Source organism: Candidatus Pseudothioglobus sp. uisw_070, from assembly GCF_059512545.2.
This window is the reverse complement of sequence record NZ_CM183456.2, coordinates 42668-57148: the sequence shown is the minus strand read 5'-3', so window position 1 is coordinate 57148 and position 14481 is coordinate 42668. Positions and strand designations below refer to the sequence as shown.

The 14481-nt window shown below is 37.5% G+C and carries 13 protein-coding genes and 1 tRNA gene; 11 read left to right on the top strand and 3 right to left on the bottom strand.

Annotated elements, in window-relative coordinates:
* The first annotated feature begins 81 nt into the window (after positions 1 to 81).
* The 5 genes from AC5YGD_RS00285 (at position 82) to AC5YGD_RS00265 (ending at position 3647) form a co-directional block, all read left to right on the top strand.
* Positions 82 to 1248 carry a lytic murein transglycosylase gene (locus tag AC5YGD_RS00285; RefSeq protein ID WP_496141580.1) on the top strand — a complete coding sequence of 389 codons (1167 nt, stop codon included), beginning with the start codon at positions 82 to 84 and terminating at the stop codon, positions 1246 to 1248.
* Positions 1245 to 1673 (top strand): Holliday junction resolvase RuvX, encoded by a 429-nt coding sequence (gene ruvX, locus AC5YGD_RS00280; RefSeq protein ID WP_496141579.1) that lies wholly within the window; start codon positions 1245 to 1247, stop codon positions 1671 to 1673. Before AC5YGD_RS00285 ends, ruvX begins: the two co-directional genes overlap by 4 nt.
* Positions 1654 to 2613: an aspartate carbamoyltransferase catalytic subunit gene (locus AC5YGD_RS00275; RefSeq protein ID WP_496141578.1), complete on the top strand. Its 960-nt coding sequence runs from the start codon at positions 1654 to 1656 to the stop codon at positions 2611 to 2613. The genes ruvX and AC5YGD_RS00275 overlap by 20 nt, the downstream gene beginning before the upstream one ends.
* Before the next feature lie 2 nt (positions 2614 to 2615).
* Complete coding sequence (locus AC5YGD_RS00270; protein ID WP_496141577.1) at positions 2616 to 3173, top strand: UPF0149 family protein; 558 nt, start codon at positions 2616 to 2618, stop codon at positions 3171 to 3173.
* 105 nt (positions 3174 to 3278) lie between these two features.
* On the top strand, positions 3279 to 3647 hold the full coding sequence (locus AC5YGD_RS00265; RefSeq protein WP_496141576.1) for a hypothetical protein: 369 nt from the start codon (positions 3279 to 3281) through the stop codon (positions 3645 to 3647).
* 54 nt (positions 3648 to 3701) lie between these two features.
* Here AC5YGD_RS00265 and AC5YGD_RS00260 read toward each other — a convergent pair.
* A tRNA-Phe gene (locus AC5YGD_RS00260) sits at positions 3702 to 3777 on the bottom strand.
* A gap of 68 nt (positions 3778 to 3845) precedes the next feature.
* A complete protein-coding gene (trxB, locus tag AC5YGD_RS00255; protein WP_271537145.1) occupies positions 3846 to 4793 on the bottom strand; it encodes a thioredoxin-disulfide reductase in 948 nt (315 codons plus the stop codon).
* A gap of 47 nt (positions 4794 to 4840) precedes the next feature.
* On the opposite strand from trxB, the gene AC5YGD_RS00250 reads away from it, so the two are divergent.
* Positions 4841 to 7177, top strand: a complete 2337-nt coding sequence (locus tag AC5YGD_RS00250) for a DNA translocase FtsK 4TM domain-containing protein (protein ID WP_496141575.1) — start codon at positions 4841 to 4843, stop codon at positions 7175 to 7177.
* On the opposite strand, the gene AC5YGD_RS00245 is transcribed toward AC5YGD_RS00250, so the two are convergent.
* Positions 7174 to 7752, bottom strand: coding sequence for a hypothetical protein (locus AC5YGD_RS00245; RefSeq protein ID WP_496141574.1), 579 nt, complete (start codon positions 7750 to 7752; stop codon positions 7174 to 7176). The genes AC5YGD_RS00250 and AC5YGD_RS00245 overlap by 4 nt on opposite strands.
* A 271-nt stretch (positions 7753 to 8023) precedes the next feature.
* Between AC5YGD_RS00245 and AC5YGD_RS00240 the strand changes: the two genes are divergently transcribed.
* The 5 genes from AC5YGD_RS00240 (at position 8024) to AC5YGD_RS00220 (ending at position 14423) form a co-directional block, all read left to right on the top strand.
* Positions 8024 to 9598, top strand: a complete 1575-nt coding sequence (locus tag AC5YGD_RS00240) for an ABC transporter substrate-binding protein (RefSeq protein ID WP_496141573.1) — start codon at positions 8024 to 8026, stop codon at positions 9596 to 9598.
* Positions 9599 to 9687: 89 nt separating this feature from the next.
* Positions 9688 to 10665 carry an ABC transporter permease gene (locus AC5YGD_RS00235; RefSeq protein WP_271537149.1) on the top strand — a complete coding sequence of 326 codons (978 nt, stop codon included), beginning with the start codon at positions 9688 to 9690 and terminating at the stop codon, positions 10663 to 10665.
* A gap of 2 nt (positions 10666 to 10667) precedes the next feature.
* The gene (locus tag AC5YGD_RS00230) at positions 10668 to 11591 is read left to right on the top strand and encodes an ABC transporter permease (protein WP_271556359.1); all 924 of its coding nucleotides are present in this window, start codon (positions 10668 to 10670) and stop codon (positions 11589 to 11591) included.
* Positions 11588 to 13309: a dipeptide ABC transporter ATP-binding protein gene (locus tag AC5YGD_RS00225; RefSeq protein ID WP_496141572.1), complete on the top strand. Its 1722-nt coding sequence runs from the start codon at positions 11588 to 11590 to the stop codon at positions 13307 to 13309. The genes AC5YGD_RS00230 and AC5YGD_RS00225 overlap by 4 nt, the downstream gene beginning before the upstream one ends.
* A gap of 28 nt (positions 13310 to 13337) precedes the next feature.
* The gene (locus tag AC5YGD_RS00220; protein WP_496141571.1) at positions 13338 to 14423 is read left to right on the top strand and encodes a M24 family metallopeptidase; all 1086 of its coding nucleotides are present in this window, start codon (positions 13338 to 13340) and stop codon (positions 14421 to 14423) included.
* Positions 14424 to 14481 lie beyond the last annotated feature (58 nt).

Below are 14481 nucleotides of genomic sequence, written 5' to 3'. Positions count from 1 at the left end.
GTTCTTTTTTCCCACCCATCGTCATCATTACTGCAAAAAAAGTATTAAAATAAGAACGTATTCACGCACTATAACTTACTTATGTTTTTAAGATTTTTTTGTCTCATTTTTCTTACTACAAGCGTTTTTGCAAGCTCACATTCGTTTGAAGAATTTCTAGATCAGGTCCGCAAATCTGCAACTGAGCAAGGAGTTTCTAAATCAACCATTGATAAGGCTTTCTTTGAGCTTACGCCAAGACCTTCTGCCATTGCATCGGACAAAGCTCAAGCTGAGTTTAATCAAAATTTTTGGCATTATGTAAACAAAAGAGTTAGTAAAGTTCGCCTTAATAATGGCAAAGACACGTTAAAGAAAAATGCTTCATTACTAAGCAAAACCTCTGAAAAATACGGCGTCCCAGCCTACGTTATAGTTGCATTTTTAGGGCTTGAAAGTAACTATGGAAATTATATGGGTAGTGAGAGTCTGATTCGCTCTTTGGCAACACTTGCCTATGACAAAAGACGATCAAAGTTTTTTACAAGAGAGCTAATTGCTGTTTTAAAGTTGATGGATAAGAAAACCATTCCGTTTGATGCAACTGGATCTTGGGCCGGCGCAATGGGCGCAGTGCAATTTATGCCAACTAATGTCATCGCGTATGGTGTTGATGCCAATAATGACGGCAAAGTAGACCTGTGGAATGAGAAGGCTGATATTTATGCTAGTGCTGCTAACTTTCTAAACAAACTTGGCTGGAAAAAAGGTGAAAAATGGGGAAGAGAAGCCTTAATTCCTAAAAACTTCGACTATCAATTAACTGGATTAGATAATGAAAAGACAGTTAATGAATGGGCGGCACTTGGGGTTCGACGGGGCAACAACTCAAACCTACCAAAATCAAACTTTAAGGCCTCTTTAATTGTACCAATGGGCCACAGAGGGCCGGCATTTTTAGTGTATCGAAATTTTGATACAATAATGGGATGGAATCGCTCTATCTTGTATGCTCTTTCAGTGGCTTATCTATCTGACAGGCTTAACGGCAACGCAAAACTATCTGCAAAAACTATTGATGAGCCCCTCCTTAGCAAGGAAGACATTATGCAAATTCAAAATACCTTGAATTTACTGGGCTATGATACGGGCACTCCTGATGGTGTGGCGGGATCTAAAACTCGAAAAGCAACTAGACAGTTCCAGTCTGACATTGGTCTTACAGCGGACGGTTATGTCGGTTATGAATTATTTCAACAGCTTCAATGACCGTCAAAACCTACCTTGGTTTTGATGTAGGAACTAAACGCACAGGTATTGCTATTGCCAATAGCCTAACCTCCCATGCAAGTGGAATTGATACGGTTCTTCATCACAAAGATGGCTCCACAAATTGGGAGCATCTTGAGCTAATCATTAATCAGCATGAGGCTGATGCTTTTATTGTTGGGCTACCTCTTAACAAAGAAAATAAAGAACAAGAGATGACCTTTATAGCAAAGTCATTTGGCAGAAAACTAACCAAGCGATTTAATGTTGAGGTCTTTTTTATAGACGAGTATTTATCCTCTTCAGAAGCAAAAAAACAACTAAAATGGCACTACGCTCATAAGAACGCTGATAGAGGTGATGTAGATAAACGTTCAGCTGAACTAATTTTGCAAACTTGGCTCAATGAAACCACACACGATTAGCAACGATTCTCAACTAAACTCAAAAGGAAGGCTAGCTCATCTTTTAGGTTTAAAAGGTCTTCCAAAAAAACAACTCGAAAAAATATTAGACGTAGCTGATGACCATGTCGATAAAAATGGCCAGCTCCAAAAATCTAAGATCTTAAGAGATATGTCTGTCGCCAATCTCTTCTTCGAGCCTTCAACTCGAACACGAAATACTTTTGAAATAGCTGGCAAACGAACGAGCGCTAAAACAATTAACGTTGACCTTGCAAATTCAGCAACTAAAAAAAATGAAACCTTGATGGATACTATGCACACCCTCAAGGCAATGCAAATCGATATGTTCGTGATTCGTCACAAACAAAATGGACTCCCGCATCATGTTGCAGAAAACATGAAAGGTGTATCCATTATAAATGCAGGGGATGGAATTAATGCTCATCCGACCCAAGCCCTGCTGGATATGTTAACCATAAGGCAGCGTAAAAAAACCTTTGATAACTTATCTGTTGCAATTGTTGGTGACATAAGACATTCTCGAGTTGCGCGATCTGGAATACAGGCCATGCAAACTTTAGGCACAACTGACATTCGATTGATTGCTCCGGACACCCTTCATTACAAAGAAGAAACGCCTGGCTTAGAGCGCTTTGATAATCTTCAAAAGGGCATTGAAGGTGCTGACGTTATTATCTCTTTGAGACTGCAAAAAGAAAGAATGATTGCGGCAGACATCCCAGATGAGCAGACTTACTTTGATAGCTTTGGAATTACAAATGAGATCTTAAAATTTGCAAAGCCCGATGCAATTGTCATGCATCCAGGGCCAGTTAACAGAGGAATTGAGCTTGAATCATCAGTTGCAGATGGACCCCAATCAGTTATCCTTCAGCAGGTAACGAATGGCATTGCAGTTCGAATGGCCGTTATGGAAATTTTAGCTGGAGCGTTTTAAAAATGAGTCAACCTATCAATTATGATCTGGCAAAAGATGCCCTTCAAAAGCTTAATACCGATGACACAATTTCTTCAGCCCATGGATTATTGTGCGGATTTTATTGCGTCAAGCAAGATATTCAATTAGATGACTGGCTAAATGAAATACTAGTTACTATTGATTTAAATAACCTAATTGAAAAGGAAGCTCATCATGTGCTTGCAGAGATATTTAATAACACCAATGAACAACTATCAGACCCTACGTTAAATTTTTGGCCAGTGATTGCAGATGATGAGTCACCGCTAAGTGAGCAAGCAAATACTCTTATAGAGTGGTGCCAGGGATTATTGGTTGGCCTTGGACTGAGCTCGGTAGAAGCCTCAGATGAAGAGGTATTAGAGATGATCAAGGACATTAGTGAGATTTCTCAGATGGATGCTGACCTATTAGATAACGAGGAAAACACTCAAGACTTTTATGAAATCGTTGAGTTTGTTCGAATAGGCGTTCTCTTTATTCAAGAAACATTACAGCCCTCAAAACAGGACTTTATCAGCCCTACTCATCTTCACTAAAAAGCTGTCGCTTGATTTAACAGGAATTATTCCCATTAAAGTTTATAATTATATTTAGCTCATTTTGAGCTTAATAGAAAACTTTGATAACTTTAGGAGTAAAAAATGACTTTACAAAATCTACTTAGAGCTCAAGCTATTTTTGTTTGGGTGTATGCATTATTATTTTGGGTTGCGCCTGAAATGGCCGCACAGGGAGCTGGCTGGACAGTTAGCGAAAATATGAGGTCTTTTGGCCAGATTCTATCTGTTCCATTATTTGCCCTTGGCCTGTTTGCATGGATGGCGCCATCTTGGGTGGGAGATAACCTTAATAAAGTTTGTGTTATTTATGGTGTCTATCTTAACCTTGCACTTATTGCAGTTCAGCTTCTACACATTTTAACAGGCGCTGCTTTGCTTGACCCTATGTCTTTATTGCCTGCAATAGTTTTGGCAGCTTTATTCTTCTGGAAGACGCGCGCTTCAAGCTAGAAAATTAGTTATAAAAAAGCCGAATTAAACAATCGTCTAATTCGGCTTATAAAATGGTGGCCACACCTAGAATTGAACTAGGGACACAGGGATTTTCAGTCCCTTGCTCTACCAACTGAGCTATATGGCCAAATCGCGTAATTATACACAAGGCAAAACAAAGCAGACTTTGAATTTCAACCTCGAGCTACTTGATCCCTACAAATTATCTAAAAATCGCTCAGCGTCTAATGCCGCCATGCAGCCTGAACCTGCAGAGGTAATGGCTTGGCGATAAACGTGGTCTGCAACATCGCCAGCAGCAAAAACGCCTTCTATGCTTGTTTGTGTTGCGTTACCTTTAAGCCCAGCCTCGACTTGAATATATCCACTATTAATATCTATCTGGCCCTCAAAAATACCCGTATTTGGCGTGTGGCCAATGGCTATAAAGACACCATGAACATCGATTTCTTTAGTTTTTCCATCATTCCCCTTAAGTCGAAGCCCAGTAACGCCCATATCATTTCCCAAAACCTCTTCTAGATTATGGTTCCACTCAATAGATACATTTCCGTTTTTAGCTTTTTCCATAAGCTGATCAGATAGAATTTTTTCAGACCTAAACTTATCACGTCGATGAATAATAGTCACATGTTCCGCAATATTTGAAAGGTAAAGAGCCTCCTCAACAGCCGTATTGCCGCCGCCAATAACTGCAACTTTTTGGCCTCTATAGAAAAAACCATCACAGGTTGCGCAGGCAGAAACGCCCTTGCCTTTGAAAGCTTCTTCAGAATCCAGTCCAAGATATTGGGCCGTAGCTCCAGTTGAAATTATCACAGCATCCGCAGTATAGGTAGTGTCGCCGCCCTGAAGCGTAAACGGACGCTTAGAAAAATCAACACTAGTAATATGGTCATTAATTATTTCTGTATTAAAACGAAGGGCATGCTCTTTCATACGCTCCATTAAATCTGGACCTTGAAGACCATCATGATCTCCTACCCAATTATCCACATCCGTTGTAGTCATTAATTGACCACCCTGTTCAAACCCACTAACCATTACTGGATTAAGATTTGCTCTTGCTGCATAAACTGCTGCTGAGTAGCCGGCAGGGCCTGACCCAACAATCAAAACTCGACAATGTTTGATATCACTCATTATGAAATACTTTATACTAATTAACCAAATGAGTATTATAAGCTATCTTGAAAAAAAATAATAAACGCACATCTACAAATACCCCCATAAATAATCCGCGCTCAAAGATTGCAAGTGAGTCAATTTTTATACTGCTCTTAACACTTGGTGTCGTTTTCCTTATTTCACTTGTGACATATTCACCCGATGAAGATCCATGGACTGGGGGAGCACAACTAGTTAAACCAGTTATAAATAGTGCAGGAATGTTTGGTGCTTATCTGAGTGATATAAGCATCGGAGTTCTAGGCTATGTCTCTTATATCATCCCCATAGCTTTAATTTGGCTTGGGTATAACTTTCATAGAGATGCAAATAAAGAGCGCAGCAGTCAGATTACCTTCTTGCTTCGATTGACTGCGTTTCTCGTCATGCTTTTTTTTACAGCAGCACTAGCGCATCAATTTGCGCCAGAGATAAAAATTATTGAGGGCCTTAAAGATACATTTTTAGCGGGCGGATGGATTGGCATGTCTATGCATGATCTGGTGTTTTATGAAATTTTTGGCAGCTCATCTACAATAATATATATTGGCATTATTTTTGTTAGCTTTAGTATTGCCTCGAGCGCGTCATGGAGAAGCATCAGCACATTCCTTTTCAAAAAAACCTTTAATAGGGATAAAAAAACTGCAGACAATAACAGCAGTTTAAGGACCAAACCTGAAATTATCAGCCCTACTCCAGCTGCTGTAGAAAAACCTCAAAAAACTGAGAAAACAGAGAAACCTCAAAAAACTGAGAAAACAGAGAACCCTCAAAAAACTGAGAAAACAGAGAAACCTAAAAAAGAACAGGGCAGCAATCTATACAAATCAGGAATATCGGGGGGGCTCCCAAGCCTTTCACTCTTAGATGATGTTAGTAATTCTGGTTTAGGCTACACAGACGAGTTCCTGGTTGAAATGGGCCAACAAGTTGAAATTAAATTAAAGGATTTTGGCTTTGACGTAACAATAACTGCCGTAACTCCAGGTCCTGTAGTGACTCAATTTGAAATCTCGCTTGCTCCAGGAATTAAAGTTAGCCAGATCATGAACCTTAACAAAGACCTAGCTAGGGCGCTGCTTGTAGAAAGTGTTCGCATAGTCGATGTGATTCCAGGCAAACCGGTTATTGGCCTTGAAATTCCAAACAACAATAGAGAAATGATTGGGCTTAAAGAAATCCTTTCAAGTGAAGTATTCACAAAAGCTAAGTCAACGCTTTCCATGGGGCTTGGTAAAGATATCAATGGATTGCCGATTGTTGTTGATCTTGCGAAAATGCCGCATCTTTTAGTTGCGGGCGCTACGGGAATGGGTAAATCAGTAGGCCTTAATGCAATTATTCTTAGCATCCTCTATAAGGCTTCACCAGAGCAAGTAAGGTTTATCATGATTGATCCAAAAATCGTTGAGCTTGCTTCCTATGCAGACATTCCGCACCTTCTTACTCCTGTTGTTACCAATATGAATGAAGCTGCAAGTGCGCTTTGGTGGTGTGTCAATGAGATGGAAAGGCGCTACAGTCTTTTGGCCAAGTTTAGCGTTAGAAACATCGAGTCATTTAATGAAAAGCAGCGCCGTGCTCAAGAGTCTGGAAAACCTTTGTTAGACCCTTCATTTAATCCAGATAACGCAAAAGAAGGTGAAAAGCATCCAGAGCTTGAATCGCTCCCCCTTATCGTTATAGTTATTGATGAATATGCCGATATGCTTGGCGCTCTTGCACAGGAAGACCGCGCTAAGTCTAAGCGAGTTGAGGGCCTTATTGTTCGAATTGCTCAAAAGGCTCGAGCAGCTGGAATTCACCTTATTGTTGCAACGCAGCGCCCTAGTGTTGACGTTATAACTGGTCTAATTAAATCCAATATACCAACAAGAGTGTCTTTTAAAGTTTCATCAAAGACAGACTCGAGAACTATTCTGGATCAGTCAGGTGCTGAGCAACTTCTCGGAATGGGTGATATGCTTTATATGGCGCCAGGCATGACTCACCTTACCAGGGTTCATGGAGCATTTGTAGAGGACAGCGAAATTCTACGAGTCGTGAAGCACCTTAAGAAAAACTCGAGCCCTAACTACTTAGAGGGTGTTCTTAAAGCACAAACTGAAGCTATCAGTAATAAAGATTCTGGACAATCCTCTGGCGAACTAGATCCACTTTTTGATGAAGCAGTGCAAATTGTCACCTCAACAAGAAGGGCCTCCATCTCCAGTCTGCAAAGAAGAATGCGAATTGGCTATAACCGCGCTGCCAGAATTATCGAAGACATGGAGTCCAGTGGAATCGTTAGCTCTATGAATAGCGCCGGAAATAGAGATGTTTTGGCGCCAGAGCCTATTGATCCAGATGAGGCTTAGCCGCTTGGGCATAGGCTAGGATTCCAAAATTCATCTTCAATTTTTCCCATAGAGAAAATTAATCCCACAATATCAGTAAACGAGAACTTCTCGATATCACCAACAGCAATAATATACTGACCTGTATTAGAGTTATTAAATACTCTTATGTAATAAGTTCCAGCTTTAAAAACTCGATCTGAAAGAAAGCTTTCTCCCACTTCTGGACCATTCCAATACCACTGTTTCCCATACTCTTCATACCAAGGTGTCCACTCAAAGTTTTCGCCATCGGCCATAAATAACGGATGGAAATCGGAGTCTAGAACCTCAAAAGAAAATTTTTCATCTAGCGTGCACTCTCCAATTTTCGCGGCCAGAATACCTGCATAAAAGTTAAAATCAGTTTCAGACTCAATTCGATAAAAATGAGGCTCCCCAGTAAGTGTTGAATATATAGCTTTTGAGATTTCAGGCTCTTCAATTTCGTAGGGTGCGTCGGCAGGATAGCTTGAATTTTCATTCATTACTGGCTTATGGGCAATTGAATAGCTAGAAAAGATTAGGAGTGCTACAAAGGTCAGAATTTTTTTCATAATTTTTATAGTTATTTGTAAGATTAGATAATAGGCTTAAAGAATCCTTATTACTCATAAAATATTTATGGTTTTTTTTGAAATATAGTTTTTTTAATTATCTTTTAGATTAATTAATTTATAAGATTAGTTACGGCCATTAGCCAAAATTAACCTTGACCTGACATTTTTGATACTATATAGTGTTGTTAGCCAGCGAAAATTATAGTAGCTGGTTTTTTTATTGAAAATTTATCGCGCCTTATCTTAGGCGTTTATTAAGGAGAAAAAAATGAAAAAGACTTTAAAAATTGTTTTGTCATTCATGCTCATTGGTATTTTTTCATCAGCTTTCGCTAATTCCATTAAATGGTCGATGCCTGGTGATTCTTTAACACTTGATCCGCATGCACAAAACGAAGGACCAACACACATGGTTTCTCGTCAAATATATGAGGGCTTAGTAACTCCAGGTATTAATATGGAAATACTTCCTCAGCTTGCAGAGTCATGGGTCGCAACAGCAGACGATACTTGGATATTTAACATTCGTAGGGGTGTTATGTTTCATGATGGATCATCTTTAACAGCAGGTGATATTGCTTTTAGTATCAATAGAGCAAGAACTGCTCCATCTGATATGGTTGATTTAATTAAAAGTATTACATCCGCAACAGCGCTTAATGACCACACTGTTGAAATAAAAACTGATGGACCAAATCCAATTCTGTTAAACGAATTAACTCAGATATTTGTAATGTCTGAAGCTTGGGCAAAAGCAAATAATTGTGAAGCTTCATATAATTGGGATGCAGGTGAGACATCGTATTGCGCATCTAATGCAAATGGAACTGGACCATTTGAAATTACTTTCAGAGAGCAGGACGTAAGAACTGTTTTTGAAAAAAATAACAACTGGTGGGGAAATCATTACGCACATAACATAGATAAAATTGAATTACTTCCAATTAAGAATGATGCAACAAGAGTTGCAGCACTTCTTTCTGGAGAGATCGATTACACTAATGTTGTACCTGTTCAAGATATTAAAAGAATCAACTCTTCTTCAGGTCATAGTGTGAAAATGACTCCTCAAAATAGAACTATTTTCTTTGGTATGGATCAAGGTTCAGCTGAATTGAATTCATCTAATATTAAAGGAAAAAATCCTTTTGCAGATAAAAGAGTTCGCCTGGCAATGTACCATGCTTTAGATATGGATGCTATTCAAGATAAGGTAATGAGAGGGCAAAGTGTCCCTGCAGGAATTATTACTGCTCCTGGTGTTAATGGACACACAGCAGCTCGTGATGAAAGAATGGCTTATGATCCTGAGACATCAAAAAAACTTTTAGCTGAAGCTGGATATCCTGATGGGTTTGAGGTCACATTGGATTGTCCTAATGATCGTTATATCAATGATGAAGCAATTTGTGTAGCAGCTATTGGTATGTTTGCAAAAATTGGTGTTACAGTAAATCTTGATGCAAAAACTAAGAGTCAGCATTTCTCTGAAGTAAAAGAGGGTGATGCTAATGGTATGACTAGTGACATGTATATGCTAGGTTGGGGTGTCCCAACTTTTGACAGTCACTATGTATATTCATACTTGTTTGAAAGCTCTGGAAGCTGGAATAAAGTAAATTTCAGTAACGCTAGAGTCGACGAATTAGTTGCAGCAATGGGTGTTGAAACAAACTTAGATGAAAGAAATGCTATGATTGCTGAAGCTTGGGATATTACTCAAGACGACGTAACATATCTTCCTTTACATCACCAAGTTGTTAATCAAGCAGCAAAAAGTAATGTCGATGTTCCAATTAGGATGAACAACGAACCATTATTTAGATTTGCAAATGTAAACTAAAAAAGTTATATTTTTCTGGTCAGTTATCTGGCCAGAAAAACATTTCAAGTTGATGTAACATAAACGTCCTTTACATCACCAAGTTCTCCATGTTTATCTATTTCTTTAAAAGACTCTTACAATCTGTTCTTGTAATGATTGTTGTGGCTTTTGTTTCCTTTTCTTTATTCAATTTTGTTGGTGACCCTGTCAATAGCATGACTGGAATAGACGCCTCATACGAAAGACAAGCAGAGGTTAGAGAGATTCTAGGATTAAATGATCCAGTCTATATTCAATTTTCAAGATTTTTAGGTAATGTAATTCAAGGCGATTTCGGCATATCTTATCAACTAAAAAGAGAGGTTTCAGATTTAATTGCTGAAAGAATGCCAGCCACTCTCGAATTAGTATTTGTATCTGCTATTCTGGCAATAGTATCAGGCGTCATTTTAGGGGTTTATACAGGAATCCATAGAGATAGCTTTATTTCAAATATCATCCTTGTTGTTTCACTTGTTGGTGTTTCTCTTCCTACATTCATTATAGGAATACTATTAATTTACCTATTTTCTGTAATACTGGGAATTCTTCCTTCTTTTGGAAGGGGTGAAGTTGTAGAGTTAGGTTTTTGGGCAACAGGTTTTTTAACTGCTTCTGGACTTAAGGCATTAATATTACCTTCAATCACATTAAGTTTATTTCAAATGACATATATCATCAGATTGGTTCGTGCAGAAATGATGGAAATACTTCAAACGGATTATATTAAATTTGCTAGAGCTAGAGGTATCAAAGAAAATACTATCAATTATAAGCATGCTCTTAAAAACGGCTTAATACCAGTAATTACTATTACCGGTATTAATATTGGAACCTTAATAGCCTTTTCAATTATTACAGAAACTGTTTTCCAATGGCCTGGGATGGGCCTACTATTTATTAACGCAGTATACTTTGTTGATATACCGATAATGTCGGCCTACATGATTATGGTTGCCTTTATTTTTGTTATGATAAATTTCATTGTTGATATCACCTATTATTTTATCGACCCAAGAATAAGACTTAAGGAAGAGGCGAGCTAGAGATGTTAAAAAAAACCTTTAATAAAATTTATGATACCGATATAGGGTATAGCTTTTTTAACTCAAAAATTGCAGTTATCTCTACTACTATTTTATTCATTATTTTACTTTGTTCAGTTTTTGCTGGAGTAGTTTCCCCCTACAACCCTTTTGATCCAGCTTCAGTCTCATTAATGGATGCATTTACCCCACCTTCATGGTCTGAGGGTGGAAGCTCTAGTTTTATTCTTGGAACAGATCAACAGGGAAGAGACATGTTCTCAACAATTATCTATGGCTCAAGAATTTCACTAATCGTCGGATTTGCATCAATACTTTTTGCGATGACACTTGGAGTATTCCTTGGCGTTACTGCTGGCTATATAGGTGGTAAATATGAGATAGTTGTCATGCGAATTACAGATGTCCAATTAACAATACCAAGCATTCTAATGGCTCTACTCGTAAATGGTATCGCGAAATCATTCATTTCACAATCGATGCATAGTGACATGGCAATTTACGTGTTAATTTTTGCGATTGGTATCTCTGAATGGCCACAGTTCGCTAGAGTTTCTAGAGCGTCTACTCTGGTTGAAAAAAATAAAGAATATGTTTCAGCTTCGAGAATTATAGGACTATCAAACATTCTAATTATGTTTAAACATATCTTACCAAACATACTTAGGCCTCTCTTAGTGATTGCTACAATCGGATTAGCTCTTGCAATAATCACAGAATCTACATTAAGTTTTTTAGGCGTAGGGGTGCCGCCCACCACACCTTCACTAGGGACATTAATTAGATTTGGAAATAGTTTTTTATTTTCAGGTGAATGGTGGATTACATTTTTCCCAGCTATCTTTTTAATCGTTTTAGCATTATCTATTAACCTACTGGGAGATTGGATGAGAGACGCCTTAAATCCAAAATTAAAAATAAGATGAGTTTTTTAGAGGTTAAAAATTTAAATATTAGCTATCCAACTAGAAAAGAAACAATTGTTGCTAGTAAAGATGTTGAGTTCACATTGGAAAGGGGTGAAATATTAGGCATAGTTGGTGAATCTGGCTCTGGAAAATCTACCATTGCAAATGCCATCATAAATTTAATTGATCCACCAGGAGAAATAACAAGTGGATCAATTAAAATTGATAATTATGAATTAAGAGATAACGAAGAGCTCATTCAAAAATTTAGAGGAAAGAAAATTGGATTTGTTTTTCAAGATCCTCAAACATCCTTAAATCCATTATTTAAAATAAAAGATCAATTAATTGAAACTATTCAAACACATCTAAATTTAAACTATCAAGATGCATTGAAAAAATCGATTCAACTCTTAGAAGAAGTTGGAATAGATAACGCTGAAAAAAGAATTGAAGATTATCCTCATCAATTTAGTGGAGGGATGCGTCAAAGGGTTGTTATTGCTTTAGCAATAAGTTGTGAGCCGGATTTAATTATAGCTGATGAACCAACAACTGCTCTAGATGTAAGTATTCAACATCAAATACTAGAACTACTTAAAGATCTTACTAAAAAAAGAAATTTAGGTGTAATTATTATTACGCATGATATGGGCGTTATTGCTGAGACAACAAATAAAGTTATTGTTATGAGACATGGGCTTATTGTTGAGCAAGGTGATACTAAAGAATTGTTAACGAACCCTAAATCTAATGAGGCTAGAAGCTTAGTTATTTCTGTGCCGCCCACAAATAAAAAAATTGATAGATTCAGGCTTATTAGTCCTGATGGAAAAGAAATTACATCTGATTCTAAAAATTTAACAAAAAAAATCATTAAGACTTGGGGAGTTAGAGAAAAAAATAAAGATAAAAAAATTTTACAACTGGCAGGTGTTACTAAAATTTTTGATGATAAATCTTTGATAAATAATTTTTCATTTGGATCAAAAAATGAGTCTACTAATAAAGTAGAGAAGGCAGTTGATAATGTATCTTTTGAGCTTTTTGAAGGTGAAACTCTAGGTTTAGTTGGTGAATCTGGTTCAGGAAAATCAACAATAGCAAAAATAATTACAGGTCTTGTAAGGCCAAGTAATGGAGAAATTTTTTATAATGATATCTCACTTTATAATTTGAAAAGAAAATATCAAATTGATAAGAGTAGGGGCCAAATTCAGATGATATTTCAAGATCCATATTCATCTTTAAATCCAAGATTTAAAGTAAGAGACATAATATCTGAACCAATAAAGCTTTTTCAAAAAAATATTAATAAGAATGAGCTCACGCAAAATCTTTACGATTTGATAGATATTGTTGGAATGTCAAGACAGTCATTGGATCGATATCCTCATGAATTTTCTGGAGGGCAAAGACAAAGAATATCAATTGCCAGGGCTTTAGCCACAAGACCAAGCTTATTAATTTGTGATGAACCTACTTCTGCTTTGGATGTGAGCATACAGGCACAAGTATTAAATCTTTTAAAAGATATTCAAGATGAGCTTCACCTTACTATGTTGTTTATTAGTCATGATCTTCCTGTAATTAGACAAATGTGTAATAGGATTGTAGTTCTTAAAAATGGAAGTATTTGTGAAACAAAAGAATCTGAGGAATTATTTAATAATCCAGAGCACCAATACACTAAAGAACTTATTAGACTAATGCCTAAAATTGAATCTATAATTTAATTTATTTATAAATTTATTAGAAAAGCTTATGCAACAAAAAATAAACTCTGTGCGCACTCGCATGAAGGATAACAATGTTGATTTAATTGCCCTTGGTCCTGGCACCCATATGAAATGGTTGTTAGGCTTCAACCCCTCTCCTGATGAAAGACCTTGTATGTTATTGATGGGATTAGAAAATGATGCCTTCCTTATGCCGTCAGTAAATGCAGAGGATGCAATGAAGCGCTCTGATATTAAAATGTTTAGCTGGAAAGATGAAAACGGTCCCGAAGAAGCACTAGATGAGGCTCTCTCTTATACCGGCTCATCAAATGCAAAACATATTGCTATAGATGAAGCAATGCGCTCTCACTTTGCTTTAATACTTATCGACGCCTTACCAAAACCGACCTATGAGTTTACTAATTCTACTATTGGCGCACTTAGGATGCGCAAAGATAATGATGAGTACTCTAATCTTAAAGAGAATGCGCTAATCGATGATCGAGCAATGAAAGCTGGTTTTGCAGCAATTAAAGAAGGTGTGACTGAGCTTGAAATTGGTGAAGCAATAAATAAACACTTTATCTCAGAAGGTGCTAAACCTCAATTTTGCATTGTGGGATCTGGCCCAAATGGTGCTTTCCCGCATCATCATACTGGAAACAGAAAAGTACAAAATGGTGACGTAGTATTGATTGATATCGGTGGTCGAAAAGGAACCTTCCCAAGTGACATGACACGCATGTCGGTAGTGGGAGAACCACCAAAAGATTATCTTGAAGTTCATGCGATTATAGAGCGTGCAGTGCAAGCAGCTATGGCAGCTGCGAAACCAGGCGTGATGGCAAAAGAAGTTGACGCTGCTGCCAGAGATGTCATTACTGAAGCAGGTTATGGAGAATTCTTTGTTCACCGCTTAGGTCATGGGCTTGGTATTGACATTCACGAGCCACCTTATATAACTGCAACATCCGAAGTAATTCTTGATGAAGGAATGGTGTTCTCAGTTGAGCCAGGAATTTACCTTCAAGGCAGATTTGGAGTTAGACTTGAAGAGATTGTAATCCTAAGATCTGAGGGACCCGAAATTCTTTCGGAACTGACTCGAGAAACAAACTTTATAACGTAGCCAAAAAGCGCAATAAAAACATCTGCAACACATTGAAAAATGTGTATTATTTCGCTTT

Bases quoted from the DNA above. Each gene is read 5' to 3' on its own strand.
- AC5YGD_RS00230 (WP_271556359.1), top strand. From the start codon at position 10,668: ATGTTAAAAAAAACCTTTAATAAAATTTATGATACCGATATAGGGTAT.
- AC5YGD_RS00285 (WP_496141580.1), top strand. From the start codon at position 82: ATGTTTTTAAGATTTTTTTGTCTCATTTTTCTTACTACAAGCGTTTTT.
- AC5YGD_RS00245 (WP_496141574.1), bottom strand. From the start codon at position 7,752: ATGAAAAAAATTCTGACCTTTGTAGCACTCCTAATCTTTTCTAGCTAT.
- ruvX (WP_496141579.1), top strand. From the start codon at position 1,245: ATGACCGTCAAAACCTACCTTGGTTTTGATGTAGGAACTAAACGCACA.
- AC5YGD_RS00275 (WP_496141578.1), top strand. From the start codon at position 1,654: ATGAAACCACACACGATTAGCAACGATTCTCAACTAAACTCAAAAGGA.
- AC5YGD_RS00240 (WP_496141573.1), top strand. From the start codon at position 8,024: ATGAAAAAGACTTTAAAAATTGTTTTGTCATTCATGCTCATTGGTATT.
- trxB (WP_271537145.1), bottom strand. From the start codon at position 4,793: ATGAGTGATATCAAACATTGTCGAGTTTTGATTGTTGGGTCAGGCCCT.
- AC5YGD_RS00220 (WP_496141571.1), top strand. From the start codon at position 13,338: ATGCAACAAAAAATAAACTCTGTGCGCACTCGCATGAAGGATAACAAT.
- AC5YGD_RS00225 (WP_496141572.1), top strand. From the start codon at position 11,588: ATGAGTTTTTTAGAGGTTAAAAATTTAAATATTAGCTATCCAACTAGA.
- AC5YGD_RS00270 (WP_496141577.1), top strand. From the start codon at position 2,616: ATGAGTCAACCTATCAATTATGATCTGGCAAAAGATGCCCTTCAAAAG.
- AC5YGD_RS00265 (WP_496141576.1), top strand. From the start codon at position 3,279: ATGACTTTACAAAATCTACTTAGAGCTCAAGCTATTTTTGTTTGGGTG.
- AC5YGD_RS00235 (WP_271537149.1), top strand. From the start codon at position 9,688: ATGTTTATCTATTTCTTTAAAAGACTCTTACAATCTGTTCTTGTAATG.